This is a genomic window from Clostridium sp. Ade.TY, from assembly GCF_000498355.1.
Classification (GTDB): Bacteria; Bacillota; Clostridia; order Clostridiales; family Clostridiaceae; genus Clostridium.
Map to the genome: position 1 here is coordinate 176,703 of NZ_AVSV01000003.1, position 17,286 is coordinate 193,988.

Consider the following 17,286-nt stretch of genomic DNA (forward strand, 5'->3'; position numbering starts at 1 on the left):
ATTAATAGTCTAGTCTTTGAGTATATCCACTTCATGGATATATAATTAAATAAGGAAGTACTTAATTGTTTAAATTAATTTACATTAAATACTGATTTTAAGAAAGGAAAACTATAAATTATGCAGAAGAAAACAGAAAAAGATATATTATCTAAAAATAATTTAAAAGTTAGAATTGTATTAGAAAGTATTATAGTTGGTGCTATTGCAGGACTTATTGTTTCTTTATATAGATTAGCTTTAAAATATATAGCGCCTTATGAATATAAAGCATATTCATTTATGAAGGAAAATAATTTATGGATTATTTTAGGAATAGTAGTTTTAATTATATTAGCGTACATTGTTGGATTTATGGTTGAGAAAAATTCAATGATAAGTGGGAGTGGTATACCACAAATAGAAGGGATGCTTAAAGGAGAATTTGATATAAAAAATCCGATACAAATTTTGGTGGAAAAGTTTATTGGAGGAACAATTGCAATAGGAGCTGGGTTATCCCTTGGTATTGAAGGTCCTTCAATTCAGTTAGGAGCAGAAGCGGCTCATGTTTATAGTAATGTAACTAAAAAATGCATTAATGATAAAAGATTTTTAATTGCTTCAGCAGCGGGGGCTGGACTTGCAGCTGCCTTTAATGCACCACTTGCAGGAGTTTTCTTTGTACTTGAAGAAATGTATAAATGTTTTTCAAAGATGCTTTTCTTATGTTCAATAGCAGCGTGTGTAACAGCTGATTTAGTGACTTGGATATTCTTTGGTAGTAAGCCTATATTAGAAGTTAATATTATAAAAGCACTACCTGCAAAATATTATATTTTTGTAATTATTCTTGGTATAGTAGTAGGAATTTGTGGAGTAATATATAATAAAACATTACTTAAAACAATAAAGCTGTATAAATGTATAAAAATTAAATTAAGATATAGAATGATAATTCCATTTATGTTTGCCTTATTTTTTGGAATTGTGCTTCCACAAGTTTTGGGTGGAGGAGATATACTTATAAATGATATTTTATTAAATGGGGTTGCTTTTAAATTTGCGATTATATTACTTATAAGTAAGTTTATTCTTTCAATAGCTAGCTTTGCATCAGATACGCCAGGAGGAATATTATTTCCTTTATTAACTTTAGGAGCTTTAGTTGGAATCACATTTAGTGGGATTATAACATTGATTGCTGGAGAAAGTAATATTTATGCAACAAACTTTATATTACTTGGTATGGCAGGAATGTTTTCATCAATTGTAAGAGCTCCAATTACAGGACTTATATTAGTTTGTGAAATGAGTGGACCATCATTAGGTTTAGGAGCTGTTAGTTTAGTATGTGGAATAGCTTATTTAATAGCTGAAATATTTAAGTGTAAGCCAATATATGAATCATTATTAGATAATAGATTAAAAGCTATGGGATTGAAAGAAGAAGAGTAGGAGGAATTTTATGAATTTTAAAAGTATACATCATGTGGCTATAATATGCTCAGATTATGAAAAATCTAAAAATTTTTATGTTAATACATTAGGACTTGAAGTAATAAGAGAAGTTTATAGAAAAGAAAGGAATTCTTATAAGCTTGATTTAAAAATTGGAAATAGTCAAATAGAATTATTTTCTTTTAAAAATTCACCAGAAAGATTAAGTTATCCAGAAGCATGCGGACTTAGACATTTAGCTTTAGAAGTTTCAAATATAGAAGAGACTGTAGAAGAACTTAAAAGAAATGGAATAAAGGTTGAAGAAATTAGAATTGATGAATTTACTGGACGAAAGTATACATTTTTTGAAGATCCAGACAAGCTTCCATTAGAGCTGTATGAGGCATAAATGAATTGTACAAGCTTTATTTAAAAGGGGGAATTGTTAAATGACGTGGCTAATATTATTCTTATTTATTATTATACCAACTTATCTAATCATTTTTAGTATTGGAGAGTTGAAAAATGAAATTAGAAGAACTAATAAAAAGTTAAATCTTATAGCAGAACATTTGGGAGTAGAAGATTTAGAATTTAAAAAAGAGATGAGCATTATAAAAGAATTAGCAATAAAAGGGGAAAAAGTTGAAGCTATAAAAAGATATAGGATTTTAACAGGTGAAGAACTTAAAGAGGCAAAAGAATTTATAGATAAATTAATAGAATAGAGAAAATATATTATACAATGGATATTGGGGGAGAATTAATTGAATTATGAACAAGATTATATGAAAAGAGTTTATGAATCAATTGGTAAAATAATGGCTGTAATAGCAGCTGGCATAGATTCAATATAAAGTAATATAGAAGATGATAATTATAGCATAAAACTTTCAAAAGATGATTTATTAGAAATTATGGTGAAAAAGCATATAAGTAATAAAAATTTTAATGAAGCTGAAAATATAATATTTGATCAAATAAACTTAAGGAAATCAAAAAGAAGTTATGAAATAGTATTATATTTTAAAAATGAAATAAATAAGTTAGATGATGAAACACTTTTATTAGCTAACTTTTCAAGAGAAGAAATATCTATGGGTTTAGAAACTATTGAAAATTTTTATAAGCAAAATGTTATAAAAAATAATGTTAATTAATTTTAAAAGTGTTAGTATGTTAATAAATTAAAATAAAGATTGTGGATAAATTCCATATTTTGTATAAAATAAAAAGTATAAAATTAAAAAAGAAAAAATCAAGTAGCTTTGTAAAGCTACTTTTTTATTTTTAGCAAAATTAAACTAAAATCATATTAATAATATTATTAATAAATTTTAGGAGTAGTATATGAGAGTTGATACAAATTATAATATTATAGATGTAATAGAAAGTAATATAACAAATATAAATTCAAAAGAAAGAGTAGTTCTTACAGGAAAACGTGAAACTAAAGATAGTAATTATGTTTATAATTTAATGTTAGAAGTTTATAAAAAAGATGGAGATAAAATATTTAGTGAAAAGATTCCATTTAGTGGGTATAACTTAAATTTATCAGCATTTGACTTTAATGGTGATGGAAAAAATGAAATAGTAATCCGAGGTGGATTTGGTGGTTCTGGAGGATTTGAAATAATTAGTATATATAGTTATTTTGATGGAAAATTTAAAAATATTTTTAATCAAGATATTTTTGGAGAAAAGTATAAGTTTGAAGCAAAGTATTTAGATAATTATAAAGTGTATGTAAAATCAATAGGAACAAATGAAGAATTTATAATTGATATATCATTAAAAGAAAAAAATTATTTAGACAAAATATATAATAAAGTTGGAAAAGTAGATGGAACAAATAATATTGTAATTGATGCAATAAGTTCTGCTTATCCAATTAAATCTATTTATAAAAATGCATATAGTTTAATTCTAAATCAAAGAATTATTGGTATATATAATGCTGATACATTAGGAGTAGTTCAAAGTTATGTTGATTTTGAAAATAATAACATTAAAATTATAAAAATTTGTATACTTATATTTGGCGAAGAAATAAATAAAGAAAATAAGGTTAGGGAAAATAAAGAAGAAGATTTAAGAAAATTATTCAATAAAGAAGATAATAAAGATAAAGATTATGAAATTTATATGTATTATTTAACTTTAGCACAATATAAAAGTTTAAGTTATAAAGAAGCATTTGAAACAATTACTAAAGCTTTAAAACAGAAGTGTTCTTATCCATCATCTAAAGAACTTAAAAAATTAAAAGATAAAATAAAAAGGCATATAAAAGAATAAAATTGTAAATTTTTTATAATGATTGTTTAATATATATTAATAATGTATAATAAAAATAAATTGATAAAATAAAGTAAGGTTCTAAAATAGTAGTATTTTAGATTAAAAGGGAAGTTGGGTTAAAATCCCACGCGGTCCCGCCGCTGTAATAGAGGAGTTTTTATAAGGTTTATACCACTTGGAAATAAGTTTCCTGGGAAGGTTTTATAAAAATGTTGATACTTGAGCCAGAAGACCTGCCTACTTTAATAACATATAACTCTACGTGGATATAGAGGGGGTGTTTTAATTATGAATAAATTATATATTAGTGATTTATTTAGCCTCTTAATGTCAAGTTAAGAGGCTTTTTTACGTCTAAAATAGTTAAATTTATAACTAAATAGTAGAGTGTTATAAAAATTATAATTTATTATGAGGAGTAGATAATTATGTCAAAAAGAATGCAACTTTTTATAGGAGTTTTATTAATGATGTTATGCATACCAACAAAAGCATCGGCTATGCACATTATGGAAGGATTTCTTGAACCAAAATGGTGTATAGCTTGGGGGGCTTTTACAATTCCATTTGTTGTTTTTGGAATATTTTCAATTAAAAATACAATAAAAGAAAATCCACGTCTTAAGTTATTACTTGCAATGGCTGGAGCTTTCGCATTTGTTCTTTCAGCACTTAAAATTCCATCAGTTACAGGTAGTTGTTCACATCCAACAGGAGTAGGTCTTGGTGCTATACTTTTTGGACCAACAGCAATGGCGGTTTTAGGACTTATCGTATTAGTATTTCAAGCTATACTTTTAGCACATGGTGGACTTACAACTCTTGGAGCTAATACATTTTCAATGGCAGTAGTTGGACCATTTGTATCATATGGAATTTATAAATTAGTAAAGAAACTAAATGGACCAAGATGGCTTGCAATATTTTTAGCAGCAGCTATTGGTGATTTAGCAACATATGTGACAACATCAATTCAATTAGGACTAGCCTTCCCATCAGATGTTGGAGGAATAATGGCTTCAATAACTAAATTTATGGGAATATTCGCAGTAACACAAATTCCTTTAGCAATAAGTGAAGGTATATTAACAGTTGTAATATTTAATGCAATTGCAGCTTATGATAAGGAAGATTTAATAAGCCTTAATATATTATCAAAGGAGGGAATCTAATGGCAAACAAACAAAAAAGTAAATTAAGAATAAATATAATACTTATATTAATTGTTATAGCCTTGGCTATAATACCATTTTTCATAGCTAAAGATGGAGAATTTGGTGGATCAGATGATGCAGCAGAACAAGCAATAACTCAAATAGATAAGGATTATGAGCCATGGTTTTCTCCAATATTTGAACCTAAAAGTGGAGAAGTTGAAAGCCTTTTATTTGCACTTCAAGCAGCAATTGGAGCAGGAGTTATAGGGTTTGGATTAGGATATTTTAAAGGACGTAAAACAAAAGAAAGTTCTGATAACAAATGATAAATATAGATAAATATGCGTATTCATCAAAACTTAAAATGATAAATCCAATGGAAAAATTTATATTTTCCATTGTAACTTTAATTGTATGTCTTTCAGTTAATAATATAGTTGATTCAATTATAGTAATTGGTGTTATGGGAATTATAACGGTTTTTGTAGGAAAGACTCCTTTAAGGTTATTCTTAAAGTTATTAACTATTCCTCTTACATTTTTAATTATCGGAATTTTAACTATAACAATAAATTATTCTATTAATCCAGATAATTTTATAATATCAATTAATATATTTGGAGGATTTATTGGAGTATCAAAGTTAGGTATTTATAAAGCATTAGTTTTATTTTTAAAAGTTTTAGCATCAGTTTGTTGCTTATACTTTTTATCGCTTAGCACTCCAATGGTTGATATATTAGCAGTGCTTGAAAAATTAAAAGTTCCAAGTATAATGATTGAAATGATGAGTCTTATTTATAGGTTTATATTTATACTTTTAGAAACAGTAGATACTATGTTTATAGCGCAAAATTCAAGGCTTGGATATAGTAATATAAAATCATCATATAAATCTCTTGGAGCTCTTATATCAAGTTTATTTATAAGGTCATTTAAAAGGGCTAATGATATGTATACTTCTTTAGAATCAAGAGGATATGATGGAGAATTAAATGTTATTTTAGATGAGTATACAAATGATAAAACAATTTACATAATAACAATTTTATTAAATTTATTATTATTAACTATTAAAGTATTAATGTAAATACAGAGAAGAAGGGAAGAAACTAAATGAGTGAAAATATATTAAAAATAGAAGAACTTCACTACAAATATCCAGATGGAACCTGTGCATTAAACGGAATAAATATGTATATAAAAAGAGGTGAAGTAACTGCAATATTAGGTGGAAATGGAGCAGGAAAATCAACATTATTTCACCATTTAAACGGAATAAATAAACCTTCTTCAGGTAAAATATATTTTAACGGAAAAGAATTTGACTATTCAAGAAAGGGATTAAAAAAATTAAGACAAGATGTAGGAATAGTTTTTCAAGACCCAGATAGTCAATTATTTTCAGCAAGTGTATATCAAGATATATCATTTGGACCTATGAACATGAAGCTAAAAGAAGAAGAAATAAGAAAAAGAGTAGATTTTGCAATCAAGGAAACAAAGATTGAGCATTTAAAGGATAAACCAACTCATGCATTAAGTTTCGGTCAAAAAAAGCGTGTTTCTATAGCTGGAATACTTGTTATGGAACCAAAGGTTTTAATATTAGATGAGCCAACAGCAGGGTTAGACCCAATGGGAGTAAGTGATATAATGAGCCTTTTAATGGATATGAAAAAAAAGCTAGATTTAACTATAATAATATCCACTCATGATATAGATATAGTACCACTTTATTGTGATAAAGTATTTGTTATGGATAAAGGAAAAGTAATACTAGAAGGAACTCCAGATGAAGTATTTAGAGAAAAAGAAAAAATAAGAAAAATACATTTAAGACTTCCACGTGTTGCACATCTTATGGAAATATTAAAAGAAAAAGACGGATTTAATTTTAATAATATAGAAAGCACAATAGGAAAGGCAAGAAAAGCATTTAACGTTTGGAAAAATAATTTTAAATAATATAAAAAGTAGGAGCTAAATTAATTTAGCTCCTACTTTTTGTTTAATGGTTATTAATCTTTTAAGTTAATTTGTTTAGGGGTTATATATTTAACTATGCAGTAACTTTCTTTTTTGAAAAAGCTTTAAACATAGCAATTATTAAAATTGAAATTATAAATAGTCCTATAAATACAACGTATCCTCTTGAGAATCCACTTAAATCAACACCAGTTTTATCTATAAATGTTGCCATAACAGGAGGTAATAAGAATCCACCGAAGGCTCCGATTCCACCTATCCATCCTGATGCACCACCCATAGCTTCTGGTACAGCATTTGGAACTATTTTAAATACAGCAGCATTTGTTACTCCCATACCTATTCCAAGAAGTACAACACCAATTACTGCAAGTGGTAAAGATCCTGCAAATGTCATAACTACTGAACCTAAAAGGCCTATTATTAAAGCTATGATTGCAATAATTTCTCCACCTTTTTTATCAGCTATTTTACCACCATATATTCTAACTAATGAAGTTAATATTGAATAGAAAGCAGTTAAAAATCCAGCTACTTTAACATTTAATGAGAAATAAGTCATCCAGTAGTTTGGAAGCCAGCTAGTTAATGCTAGGAATCCACCAAATGTAGTAAAGTATATAAGAACTAAAGCCCATGTTTTCCATGATTTAGCTGATATAATTAAGCTTTCACTTACTTTAGCTTTAGGGAATAATTCTTGTCCATGTTCTTTTGAAGCAATTTCTTTTGCCTCTTCTTTAGTTGCACCTTGGTCTAATAATTGGAAGTACCAAGCGTTTTGACCAATTTTTATGTAAATTAATGTACCAACAACTAAGAAAATAAGCCATGCTAAGTATGATCCTGATAATCCTAAAAGAGGCATAGCAACGTTTGGTAATAAAAGAGCAAATATTCCAGGTGCTAAGTTACCAACACCGCCATAAAGTCCTAAAGCAACACCCTGTTTATTTTGTGGGAACCAATAAGATGCTTGACTTATTCCTACAGAGAATGTTGCAATACCACAACCTGAAAGCGTACCAAGTGCAAATAGTAACCAATAATAATTACTTAAATTTTCTTGGAAAAATGCCATTACTATGTAAAGTCCTGTCATACCAACAATTGATAAAATAAGTAAAACAATAAATGGTTTTCTTCCACCTGTTGTATCAACCCAAGCCGCAAATGGAATTCTAAGTAATGAACCTGAAAGGGATGGTGCAGATACAAGTAGTGCTAGTAACACTGGATTTAAATCTGTAAATACCTTTTTAAATATAGCAGCTGTTGGTCCATATAGAGAAACGGCAGCAAACCCTATAAAGAAACCAAGCGTAGCAGCAGCTAAACCAAGGTTTGAATTTCCTTTAACTGAATATTTTTTCATATATAAGTCCTCCGTGTTTAATTAAACTTGTTAATTCTTTAACGAGTTTATCATAAATTTAACAATAAAACTGTGATGAATATCACACATTTAATTAAAAGTTATAAAATTATTAAATATGATTTATAAAATTTAAATAAAGAAATTATTTAAAAACAGATTAATAGGAAATATATTTTGTAGAATTAAATTATATGAGAAATTAAATTTATTTTATATTATATTCTAATATTGAAATATTATTTATGTTAATAGAAGAGACAAAAATTAAAAGTATAAAAGTAATAAATATTAAATTATATAAAATAGTAAAAATATTTGAATAAAGTATAATTAATACTGTCAAGTATATAAATGGTACAAATTTTATAATTCTATTATATATTATTAAATATAGTTCATATATATAGAAGGTTTTAATAAATATATGTATAATTTATAATAAATTATACAATGAAAAAGGGGATTATCATGAAGATAGGATTAGTTCTTTCAGGTGGAGGAGGAAAAGGAGCCTATGAACTTGGTGTGTGGAAAGCATTAAAAGATTTAGAATTAGATAAATATATAGATGTTTTTTCAGGCACATCAATAGGCGCTTTTAATGCAGTTTTATTTGCACAAGATGATGTGAATGCAGCAGACGCACTATGGGAAGAAGTTACTATGGAAAAGCTTGTTCCTATAAGTAAATTTGATTTGTTAAAAAGAGGAATAGAGCTTACAATAGGTAGTAAGCATTTAAATTTGGCAAAGAAATACATGCTTCAAAAGATAGAAGAAGGCGGTGTTCCAAAAGATGGAGCACGTGAAATTATAAATGAATATTTGGATATTGGAAAAGTAAAAGAAAGAGGTAAAATATGTTATGCTGCATGTACAGAGCTTCCAGATTTTACTCCAAAATATTTTAAGCTAAATGACTATGATAATGAGACAGCAAAAGATATGATTATAGCATCAGCATCACTTCCAATGATATATGATTGCACAGAAGTTTTAGGTGGAAAATTTATTGATGGAGGAGTAGCTGATAATACTCCTATACAACCTGTTTATGGAGAAAATTGTGATATTATAATTGTCGTTTTATTATCAAAGGAAGCAAGAGTTGATAAATCTATTTATCCAAATGCTAAAATATTAGAACTTGTGCCAAGGAACTTAAGTGAAAGTACATTAAAAGGAACTTTGAATCTTGATATGGAAGCAAAGAGAATGCGAATAAAGGAAGGATATAAAGATACAATTGAACTTTTAGAGCCAATAATTTTTATGGCAAATTTAAAGAGAGAAAGAGAAGAACGTGAAAAGTATCCTAAATTATATAAGTTTTATAATTGGATAAAAAAAATTATATAGTCAAATAAAAAAGGTTTGTATAGTTTAAACTGTACAAACCTTTTTAAAATCCTTCAGCACCTCCACCACCTAGTAATGCTTCGATTACTTCATCAATATTTGCTGCATTTTCTAATATTTCATCACGTAATTTAATTCTAATCTCAGTAGAAAGAATAGTTGGGATATAACTAATAGCAATTTGTCTAAAAAAATCTGAGTTTAATGCTGTATCTGGATATAATTTTTCATCTAATTGTCTTTCTTCATATCTTAAAAAAGCTGCCTTTGCAAATAGTATTAAACTCAATATAAGTAGATTTTGACCTACTTCAATAATAGAATCTACATCGGGTATATTTTCAACGTTAATATTATTTAATTGATCTACAATTATACTTCTACCAATTATATTTGCATTAAAAAAATATAAACCTGAGGTGATTGAAATTAATGTTGCTACTATTTCTATATCAAGTATATGCAAGTCTGTTTCAAGAAAAAAAGGGTCATTTTGACTTGTTGCTGGGCTTGTATTGGAACTTTGATTAGTACTGTTATTATTTTGGTTTAGACCATTAGTAGTACTGTTAGTAGTTTTACTTGAAGTTTTTTTACTAAATTTTTTAGAAAACTTTTTTTTTGACATTTAAATTACCTTAATAAAAGTATTTTTATAACAATATATGAAAAGATAAAAATAAATATACGTTTAGACAAATCCAAGAGCGTTTATGTCTGTTAAATAAAGTTCATTTAAAACTATGACTCTTTCTATGTTTGCAATTATACTTAAAGCATAGGCATTAGCTAGACGTTTATAAGGAGAAGTTTTAGTATCTGATATAGTAAAATTATTTTCAAAATTCTTTTCATTAAATCTACCAATTGCAACAGTCCATAATACTATAAGTCCCATTACTACAATGGTTTCTCCTATAAATAATATCAAGTAAGGACTTATTGTTTCTTCATCTTCATCACTTAAAATTTTTGTTATATCTGTGTTTGAAGCATATATAAAATATGCATATCCAATAATCAATAAAGTAGCACCAAGTTTTTCACGTTCAGCAAGACTAAGTTCTAAACTTTTAATAAATTCTTCTATTTCTTCAGGAATTTCGGTGGAAGAATAATCTTCAAAATATTTATTATTCATAAAATAATCACCTGCTAAAATAATGAGATATTTTAATATATGAAAAAATATTTTTATAGGTCCTTAAATAAAAATATAGATTTTTTTATATGAAAAAAGACCTAGTTTTTTTATAAAAACATAAGTCTTTTTTAAAAGTTTAAAGTTCTTTTAATATTACTTGTTGCATTGACATTAAAGGTGGCCATTTTTCATCAGGTAATAAATAGTAAAAATTCATTCCTGGAGTAACATTTTTAACTCTTAATTCATAAGTTTTAAAATTTATAAGAAGAATAGGATTTCCTTGTGAATCTTTTCCTATTACGCTACATATAGTACCTCTATCTGTATAATATTTTAAAAGGGCATCTAATAAGTCTTTCATGTTGTAATATACTGTATCAAGGTCTAGCAAGACTTTTCTATTAAACATATTAGATCATCTCCTTATTTTAGTTTCTATTATTTATTTTAGTCCTTATAATAATATTAATCAAATTAATTTAAAGTTTTGTATAATACTTTACCTTATTTTAGAGTTTCAAGTATTTTTATAGCTTTTATTTCTATAGGATTAACTTCAAGAGAATTTTTATCTAAAATAATTAAATCTGAAAATTTTGAAGATTTGATAGAATAGTTTTTTATATTCTTTAGAGTTTTTTTATTATTTCGTTGCGTACAAAAATAGATTCAGTATAATGAGTGTGTTTTATAGTTAATATGTTATTATCTATAATAAATAAATTCACCTATAAAAAACCTCCTAAAAAATTCAATATTAATATAATATAACATGAAATTTAAAAGGAGTATTTTATTAAAATATTATATAGATTAGAATCCAAGTGGCCTTATGCTACTTAAAATTGCTTTTGGATAAAGTTTACTAAATTTAGTATAGATTTCTGAAGTAGGATCAATTACTTCTATTTCATCATTATCATATTTAAATGATACATAATTAAAGTCAAAGTCAAATCTTAAATCTCCTGGATATTCTGACATGGAATTATAATTATAGTCTTTCATAAAATTAACTATAAGTTGTCTATTTTCATTTAATTTACAAAGTTCTATTATATATTTTTCTTCAATAAAAAATTTTTTTCTTATTTCTGCAATAAAGTTACTGAATATTTTTGTTGATGGAACGACTACATTTCCATCTATGTCTGAAATAACATAACCATTTATAATTTCTTTAGCTAAAAAACTATTATTTAAAGACATTAAAATAACTTCTTTTTTTTCTTCTGAAAACTCAGCATATTCTATTTTGATTTTTTCAGAATTCCAGTTAAATAATTCTGAAATATTTTTGTCTTTATCAAGTATAAGCTTGTCTAAAGTTTTAGAATTTTCATAAGGAATATCTTCAAGAAGAGCAGATTTGTATTCAGATAATTCTTTAATAAGTTCATCTATCTTTTTAACTTTAAGTTCTTTATTCAAAAAATCATCCCTCCATATGTATTTTACTTTTTATTTTAAGGCTATTATATCACTAAAATTATAAAAATTCTCTTTAAAGATGGGAAGAATTTTTAAATAAATTGTTTAATAATTGAGTTATAAATTAAATTTTAAGAAACGAAATTTATGTTTTAAAATTGAATCTTTATTACTTTTTACTCTCGTAATGAGTTACGTAATAACATTTTAAATTATGTAATGCACTTAAAAAAGATAAAAATCCTTTTGCAATAGTTTTAGGACTATTATTTTCTATTCCTGTTAACATATAAGAAACAGCCTTTTCTAAAGAATCAAAAACATTTGTAGCAAAAGAGATTAATTCCTTTGATTTAGCAGTATTTATATCTTTTGTATTATTAGTAAAATTTAATTTTATATTTAAAATTTGTTCTTTGTAAATATTTAAATAATTTAAGTAATCTTTTTTACTATCTCCTTTTTTTCTAATATTAGAAATCAAACAATTACTATCATAAATAAGGTTATTTAGTGATAATTTAAAATAATCATTAATATTTTTATTAGAAACAGTATTTTGTATACTTAAACTATTTCCCTTTGAATAATTTAAATTATTAGAACAGCTAATTATATTAAAAGAAAATAAAATACATATTAAAGTTAATGCTATACTTCTATTTATTTTCATATATACACCTACTTTTAAAAAGTATTATATAAAGATTTGGATTTATAAAGATAATAAAGCAAAACTTTACAATTAATATTTTAACATATTAAAGTAATTTTTTTATATGTATTTTGCTTACATTTATATTTCATTTTTGTAAGAAAAGAAAAAATTCATTTATTGTTTATAAAAAAATGCTGTTTTAATAAAAATTTAGAGCAATTTTGAGTGTAATATAGTAAAAAAATATTTAACTATAATAGAATTTAAACATATTATAAATAAATATGATAAAATATAAATATTAAAAGATTATGGTTAATAATGCTATATGGGTAGACTGACTAGGGAGGAAGAATTAATGTATATAGTAGATGTATTTTTAGATAATAGAGCATCAAGATATGTGACATCTATTTGGCAGTCACTTAGTGATAAAGGGATAGATTCAAGTTTGATTAATACGGAAGGTTTATTTCCACATATAACTTTAGCAATTTATGAAGATGTAGATGAAAATAAATTTATAGCTAAGTTAAAGGAATTTAAGGGAAAGCTTAAAAGTATAGATACAAGATTTGATGCTATAGGGGCATTTCCTACGACAGGGACTTGCTTTGCAAAGCCTGTAGTTACAGAAGAAATAATTAAGATGCATAAAGAGTATTATGAATTTTTTAAAGAGTTTGATGATACAGCAAGGACGTATTATTTACCAGGAAAGTGGAATCCGCATTGTAGTTTAGCAATTGGATTAAATAAAGAAAAGTTAAAAGAAGTAATGAATTTTATTATAGATATATATGAACCTTTTGATGCTAGTTTAGAAGGTATAGCATTATATAAAGTTGAGATGGAAAATGGAATATTTACTGATAGTATAAGATTATTTTAATAAAATAAATATTGTAAATATATTTTGAGTTTATAATTAAAAAATTTTTTAGTATAATGAATAATTTTTTAGTTTTATGGATAATATAATAATGTAATCAAGGAACGAAAGTTTAGACAATTGGTTACAGGACACTGCTTATTGGATAAGTGGTGTCTTTTCATTTTATAAATAAAATTTAATTATAGTTAGTTTTCAAATGAATATAAAATGACAAGTAATGAAAAGATATTTATGAGGTGATAAATATTATGAAAAAACAAGAGTTAAAAGGAAATGTAAGTGCATATAAAATAGGAAATTATACAAAAAATGCAGTAGAAAATTTTGAAGGAAATATAGTAGAGCAAACTAATTATTTAGAAAAAGTAGATAAAGATTTAGATAAATAAAATTAATTTATACTTAAGTAGCAATGTATTTGCTACTTATTTTTTGCTTTTTAATAAATTATAATGCGAAGAGAAATATATATTTATTAAGAGTATTAAAATTTATAGGTAAATAAGTAGATTTTTTTATGTTAAAATATGTTTAATAAAAATTTTTTAATACATAATGAAGTAAAGTATGTTAAAAAATATCTTAAAAATTAAAGGGGTATGAGGATGAAAGAGAGTATAAATAAAATTAGTGAGTTTTTAGCGATAAGAGATATAGAAAGTTTAAATAAGAGAAGTTTAAAGGAAAAATTTAATATAGAAAAGGTTGATGTATTAGTATTACTTGGAAGCTCTATAACATATTCAATAAAGTGTGCAGTTGAAGCTTATGAAAATGGTATATGTAATAAAATAATGATATGTGGAGGAATTGGACACTCAACAGAAATTTTAAGAGATGTTTTAAGATCTCATAATGTATATAAAAACATAGAATTAAACAATAACTCAGAAGCAGATATAATATTTCAAATTATAAATAAATATTATAAAGTTCCTTTAGAAAAAATAATTATAGAAAATAAATCTACTAATTGTGGAGATAATGCTAAAAAAGCTATAGAAATGTTAGATAATATGGGGATAAAATATAACTCATTATTATTAATGCAAGATCCAACTATGCAACTTAGAACTTATTTAGCATTTTTAAAATATTTAAAAGATAAAGGAGAAATAAAGGTTATAAATTATGCTCCTTTTATACCAAAAGTTAATGAGAATATAAAACTTATAAATAAAAATATTGATGGTATTTGGAGGGAAGAGAGATTTATTGATCTTTTAATGGGAGAAATACCAAGACTTAGAGATGATGAAAATGGTTATGGACCTAAAGGATTAAATTTTATAGAGCATATTGATATAAGTGATTTAATAGAGGAAAGTTATATTAATTTAAAAAATATTTTTGGAGAAAGATGCAGATAAAATAAATACTTGTAAATATGAGGTTTTGGATAATTGATTATAGAACACTGCTTATTAAATAAGTGGTGTTTTCTCTTTTGTTAAAGTTAATTAAACATTTAATATTAAAAGATAATTATTATTGACAAAATTCAAAGTTAGTAATATATTATTTATATGATAGTTCGCATAAGAACTATTTTAGGTTTAGGAGATGATAATATGAAAAATTTTATAAAGGTTAATAAAAGAACTTTATTATTAATAGCAGGTTTAGTATGGGGATTCGCAGGATTTAGAGTATTTACTATTGGTATAGGTGATGTAGAAGCCAATCATGGAAATTTTATATATAGCATAATATTTGCAGCAATAATATTTTTTGTATTCTTTAAATTTATATTTAGTAAAATGTTTAAAAAACATACTAAAAGAATAGTAAATAGTGAATTACAAAAACATTGTGCATTTTCATTTTTTGATGTTAGAAGTTATTTAATAATGGGCTTTATGATATTTTTTGGAATACTTGTAAGAAGCCTTGGAATATTTAATCCAGTTTATGTTGGAACATTTTATATAGGATTAGGATTCGCATTATTTATGGCAGGTGTACTTTTCCTTATAAGTTCATTTAGATTTTCAAATACTAAATTAAAATTTAAATTATAGGTTTAAGGAGTTTATAAAATGAAATGTGATCCATTTGAAGTTGCCATGTTAATAAAAGAAGTATATTCAAATACAGTTAATATAATAAGTGATAATTTAAAGGAAAGTGGACTTACTTATCAACAAATTATGGTTATAAAATTAATAGCGCACAATGGACGAGTTAATATTTCAGCAGTATGTGATGAAATGTCACTTGCTAAAGGGACGGTTTCAGGAATAGTTACAAGATTGGAATCATTAGGGTATATAAATAAGATTAAGGAACCTAATGATAAAAGAAATACTTATATTGAATTTTCAGAAAAAGGATTGGAATTTGCAAAAGAATTTAGAAAAACTATCAATGAAAGTTTTGAAAATATATTTAAAAATTTCACAGAAGATGAATTAACCAAGTTAAAAGAAGATTTAATAGTTACTAGAAATAAAATAAAAAGATAAAATTTAGGGTATTTTTAAAATATCCTTTTTTTAATAGAATAGTTTATATTATGAAAAATTAAAAATATTTTTTAAAATATAAATATTTGTAAATAATTGTTTGTATTACAAATATAAAAACACTTATAATTATATGGAAAAGATTAAAGGTAAGTATATATTGTATAAACTGAGGAGGAATAAAACATTATATGAATAAACATAAAAGAGAAACTATAATGATTGGAGTAGGGCTTATAGTGTTATCATTATTTTTGCACTATCTTCATTATTTAACTTTTAGAGATTTACATCATACTTTAATATTTTTATTTGCTGATATAGCATTTATACCAATGGATGTATTTTTTACTGCTTTTATAATTGAAAGATTATTAGAAAATCGTGAAAAAGAACATAGAAGAGAAAAGTTAAGTATGATAAAAGGGGTTTTCTTCTCAGAGTTTGGAGCAGACCTTTTAGAAGAATTTGCAAAGGGTGATAAAGATATTAAAAATCTTGCAAATGTAGCTATAGTTAATAAAGATTGGAGCAAAAAAGATTTTAAAGAGCTTGAAAAGATTATAGATAATCATAACTTTTCAGTAGATATTAAAAAAATAGATGTGGAAAAAGTTATAACTATTTTAAAGCTTAAAAAAGAGCTTTTAATATCATTTATAGGTAATGAAGCTTTAATGGAACATGAAATATTTTCAGAATTACTTATGTCATTATTTCATCTTTTAGAAGAATTTGATGATAGGTACTATAATCTTATATGTGATTGTTGCGATGAGTCACATATAGAAAAAGATATAACTATAGCCTATGCACAATTAAGCAGAATATGGGTTAGATATATGAAACATTTAAAGGGAGATTATCCACAATTATTTTTAAAGGCTATGCTTCATAATCCGTTTGATACTAGAAGTATTGAAGAGAAACTTGAAACGTGTGGGTTTAAGTGTAAGGATAGAAACTTAAAATAATTAGTTAAATGATTTATAAACAAAAAGACTTTTTCAAAATTTTGAAAAAGTCTTTTTGTTTATTTATATCTATGTTTTAAAAAGAATATTTACTTAAAACATAGTAT

Annotated in this window: 22 protein-coding genes and 1 riboswitch; of the genes, 16 read left to right on the forward strand and 6 right to left on the reverse strand. The window is 25.0% G+C overall.

Features of this window, described 5'->3' with window-relative positions; all coding sequences use genetic code 11:
* Positions 1-120: 120 nt before the first annotated feature.
* The 9 genes from O212_RS0101485 to O212_RS0101525 all read left to right on the forward strand — a co-directional run bounded on the left by O212_RS0101485 (position 121) and on the right by O212_RS0101525 (position 6,851).
* Complete coding sequence (locus tag O212_RS0101485) at positions 121-1,437, forward strand: ClC family H(+)/Cl(-) exchange transporter (RefSeq protein ID WP_024613404.1); 1,317 nt, start codon at positions 121-123, stop codon at positions 1,435-1,437.
* A gap of 10 nt (positions 1,438-1,447) precedes the next feature.
* Positions 1,448-1,831 (forward strand): VOC family protein, encoded by a 384-nt coding sequence (locus O212_RS0101490; protein ID WP_024613405.1) that lies wholly within the window; start codon positions 1,448-1,450, stop codon positions 1,829-1,831.
* A 40-nt stretch (positions 1,832-1,871) separates the two neighbouring features.
* Positions 1,872-2,150 carry a hypothetical protein gene (locus O212_RS0101495; RefSeq protein WP_024613406.1) on the forward strand — a complete coding sequence of 93 codons (279 nt, stop codon included), beginning with the start codon at positions 1,872-1,874 and terminating at the stop codon, positions 2,148-2,150.
* Between the two features lie 135 nt (positions 2,151-2,285).
* A complete protein-coding gene (locus O212_RS16900) occupies positions 2,286-2,582 on the forward strand; it encodes a DUF6483 family protein (RefSeq protein ID WP_347452286.1) in 297 nt (98 codons plus the stop codon).
* A 190-nt stretch (positions 2,583-2,772) separates the two neighbouring features.
* A complete protein-coding gene (locus O212_RS0101505) occupies positions 2,773-3,723 on the forward strand; it encodes a hypothetical protein (protein WP_024613407.1) in 951 nt (316 codons plus the stop codon).
* 59 nt (positions 3,724-3,782) lie between these two features.
* Positions 3,783-3,982: riboswitch (cobalamin riboswitch) on the forward strand.
* 172 nt (positions 3,983-4,154) lie between these two features.
* Entirely contained in the window at positions 4,155-4,898 is a 744-nt protein-coding gene (locus O212_RS0101510) for an energy-coupling factor ABC transporter permease (RefSeq protein WP_024613408.1), read from the forward strand.
* A complete protein-coding gene (locus tag O212_RS0101515) occupies positions 4,898-5,209 on the forward strand; it encodes an energy-coupling factor ABC transporter substrate-binding protein (RefSeq protein WP_024613409.1) in 312 nt (103 codons plus the stop codon). The genes O212_RS0101510 and O212_RS0101515 overlap by 1 nt, the downstream gene beginning before the upstream one ends.
* Positions 5,206-5,973 carry a cobalt ECF transporter T component CbiQ gene (gene cbiQ, locus O212_RS0101520; RefSeq protein ID WP_024613410.1) on the forward strand — a complete coding sequence of 256 codons (768 nt, stop codon included), beginning with the start codon at positions 5,206-5,208 and terminating at the stop codon, positions 5,971-5,973. Before O212_RS0101515 ends, cbiQ begins: the two co-directional genes overlap by 4 nt.
* Positions 5,974-5,999: 26 nt before the next feature.
* Positions 6,000-6,851, forward strand: coding sequence for an ATP-binding cassette domain-containing protein (locus tag O212_RS0101525; protein ID WP_024613411.1), 852 nt, complete (start codon positions 6,000-6,002; stop codon positions 6,849-6,851).
* 94 nt (positions 6,852-6,945) lie between these two features.
* On the opposite strand, the gene O212_RS0101530 is transcribed toward O212_RS0101525, so the two are convergent.
* Positions 6,946-8,247, reverse strand: coding sequence for an MFS transporter (locus tag O212_RS0101530; protein WP_024613412.1), 1,302 nt, complete (start codon positions 8,245-8,247; stop codon positions 6,946-6,948).
* 471 nt (positions 8,248-8,718) lie between these two features.
* Between O212_RS0101530 and O212_RS0101535 the strand changes: the two genes are divergently transcribed.
* Positions 8,719-9,609, forward strand: coding sequence for a patatin-like phospholipase family protein (locus tag O212_RS0101535; RefSeq protein ID WP_024613413.1), 891 nt, complete (start codon positions 8,719-8,721; stop codon positions 9,607-9,609).
* 43 nt (positions 9,610-9,652) lie between these two features.
* On the opposite strand, the gene O212_RS0101540 is transcribed toward O212_RS0101535, so the two are convergent.
* The 5 genes from O212_RS0101540 to O212_RS0101560 form a co-directional block, all read right to left on the reverse strand.
* Positions 9,653-10,075 (reverse strand): hypothetical protein, encoded by a 423-nt coding sequence (locus O212_RS0101540; protein WP_152524842.1) that lies wholly within the window; start codon positions 10,073-10,075, stop codon positions 9,653-9,655.
* Positions 10,076-10,300: 225 nt separating this feature from the next.
* Positions 10,301-10,750, reverse strand: coding sequence for a hypothetical protein (locus O212_RS0101545; protein ID WP_024613415.1), 450 nt, complete (start codon positions 10,748-10,750; stop codon positions 10,301-10,303).
* 139 nt (positions 10,751-10,889) lie between these two features.
* Positions 10,890-11,165: a hypothetical protein gene (locus O212_RS0101550; RefSeq protein ID WP_024613416.1), complete on the reverse strand. Its 276-nt coding sequence runs from the start codon at positions 11,163-11,165 to the stop codon at positions 10,890-10,892.
* A gap of 404 nt (positions 11,166-11,569) precedes the next feature.
* On the reverse strand, positions 11,570-12,187 hold the full coding sequence (locus tag O212_RS0101555) for a hypothetical protein (RefSeq protein WP_024613417.1): 618 nt from the start codon (positions 12,185-12,187) through the stop codon (positions 11,570-11,572).
* Positions 12,188-12,356: 169 nt separating this feature from the next.
* Complete coding sequence (locus tag O212_RS0101560; protein ID WP_024613418.1) at positions 12,357-12,860, reverse strand: hypothetical protein; 504 nt, start codon at positions 12,858-12,860, stop codon at positions 12,357-12,359.
* 343 nt (positions 12,861-13,203) lie between these two features.
* Here O212_RS0101560 and O212_RS0101565 point away from each other — a divergent pair, with 343 nt between their 5' ends.
* The 6 genes from O212_RS0101565 (at position 13,204) to O212_RS0101590 (ending at position 17,179) form a co-directional block, all read left to right on the forward strand.
* The gene (locus tag O212_RS0101565) at positions 13,204-13,737 is read left to right on the forward strand and encodes a 2'-5' RNA ligase family protein (RefSeq protein WP_024613419.1); all 534 of its coding nucleotides are present in this window, start codon (positions 13,204-13,206) and stop codon (positions 13,735-13,737) included.
* A gap of 251 nt (positions 13,738-13,988) precedes the next feature.
* Complete coding sequence (locus O212_RS16785) at positions 13,989-14,129, forward strand: hypothetical protein (protein ID WP_173391468.1); 141 nt, start codon at positions 13,989-13,991, stop codon at positions 14,127-14,129.
* 216 nt (positions 14,130-14,345) lie between these two features.
* Positions 14,346-15,110 carry a YdcF family protein gene (locus tag O212_RS0101575; RefSeq protein WP_242829545.1) on the forward strand — a complete coding sequence of 255 codons (765 nt, stop codon included), beginning with the start codon at positions 14,346-14,348 and terminating at the stop codon, positions 15,108-15,110.
* 201 nt (positions 15,111-15,311) lie between these two features.
* A complete protein-coding gene (locus O212_RS0101580; protein ID WP_024613421.1) occupies positions 15,312-15,761 on the forward strand; it encodes a hypothetical protein in 450 nt (149 codons plus the stop codon).
* 18 nt (positions 15,762-15,779) lie between these two features.
* Positions 15,780-16,205, forward strand: a complete 426-nt coding sequence (locus tag O212_RS0101585; RefSeq protein ID WP_024613422.1) for a MarR family transcriptional regulator — start codon at positions 15,780-15,782, stop codon at positions 16,203-16,205.
* Positions 16,206-16,396: 191 nt separating this feature from the next.
* Positions 16,397-17,179 carry a hypothetical protein gene (locus O212_RS0101590; RefSeq protein ID WP_024613423.1) on the forward strand — a complete coding sequence of 261 codons (783 nt, stop codon included), beginning with the start codon at positions 16,397-16,399 and terminating at the stop codon, positions 17,177-17,179.
* The last annotated feature ends 107 nt before the right edge of the window (positions 17,180-17,286 follow it).

What these genes read in the sequence shown, in the direction of transcription:
- O212_RS0101505 (WP_024613407.1), top strand. Translation starts at nt 2,773, where the DNA reads ATGAGAGTTGATACAAATTATAATATTATAGATGTAATAGAAAGTAAT.
- O212_RS0101525 (WP_024613411.1), top strand. Translation starts at nt 6,000, where the DNA reads ATGAGTGAAAATATATTAAAAATAGAAGAACTTCACTACAAATATCCA.
- O212_RS0101535 (WP_024613413.1), top strand. Translation starts at nt 8,719, where the DNA reads ATGAAGATAGGATTAGTTCTTTCAGGTGGAGGAGGAAAAGGAGCCTAT.
- O212_RS0101565 (WP_024613419.1), top strand. Translation starts at nt 13,204, where the DNA reads ATGTATATAGTAGATGTATTTTTAGATAATAGAGCATCAAGATATGTG.
- O212_RS0101530 (WP_024613412.1), bottom strand. Translation starts at nt 8,247, where the DNA reads ATGAAAAAATATTCAGTTAAAGGAAATTCAAACCTTGGTTTAGCTGCT.
- O212_RS0101590 (WP_024613423.1), top strand. Translation starts at nt 16,397, where the DNA reads ATGAATAAACATAAAAGAGAAACTATAATGATTGGAGTAGGGCTTATA.
- O212_RS0101485 (WP_024613404.1), top strand. Translation starts at nt 121, where the DNA reads ATGCAGAAGAAAACAGAAAAAGATATATTATCTAAAAATAATTTAAAA.
- O212_RS0101545 (WP_024613415.1), bottom strand. Translation starts at nt 10,750, where the DNA reads ATGAATAATAAATATTTTGAAGATTATTCTTCCACCGAAATTCCTGAA.
- O212_RS0101510 (WP_024613408.1), top strand. Translation starts at nt 4,155, where the DNA reads ATGTCAAAAAGAATGCAACTTTTTATAGGAGTTTTATTAATGATGTTA.
- O212_RS0101560 (WP_024613418.1), bottom strand. Translation starts at nt 12,860, where the DNA reads ATGAAAATAAATAGAAGTATAGCATTAACTTTAATATGTATTTTATTT.
- O212_RS0101580 (WP_024613421.1), top strand. Translation starts at nt 15,312, where the DNA reads ATGAAAAATTTTATAAAGGTTAATAAAAGAACTTTATTATTAATAGCA.
- O212_RS0101495 (WP_024613406.1), top strand. Translation starts at nt 1,872, where the DNA reads ATGACGTGGCTAATATTATTCTTATTTATTATTATACCAACTTATCTA.
- O212_RS16785 (WP_173391468.1), top strand. Translation starts at nt 13,989, where the DNA reads ATGAAAAAACAAGAGTTAAAAGGAAATGTAAGTGCATATAAAATAGGA.
- O212_RS0101575 (WP_242829545.1), top strand. Translation starts at nt 14,346, where the DNA reads ATGAAAGAGAGTATAAATAAAATTAGTGAGTTTTTAGCGATAAGAGAT.
- O212_RS0101550 (WP_024613416.1), bottom strand. Translation starts at nt 11,165, where the DNA reads ATGTTTAATAGAAAAGTCTTGCTAGACCTTGATACAGTATATTACAAC.
- O212_RS0101515 (WP_024613409.1), top strand. Translation starts at nt 4,898, where the DNA reads ATGGCAAACAAACAAAAAAGTAAATTAAGAATAAATATAATACTTATA.
- cbiQ (WP_024613410.1), top strand. Translation starts at nt 5,206, where the DNA reads ATGATAAATATAGATAAATATGCGTATTCATCAAAACTTAAAATGATA.
- O212_RS0101490 (WP_024613405.1), top strand. Translation starts at nt 1,448, where the DNA reads ATGAATTTTAAAAGTATACATCATGTGGCTATAATATGCTCAGATTAT.
- O212_RS0101585 (WP_024613422.1), top strand. Translation starts at nt 15,780, where the DNA reads ATGAAATGTGATCCATTTGAAGTTGCCATGTTAATAAAAGAAGTATAT.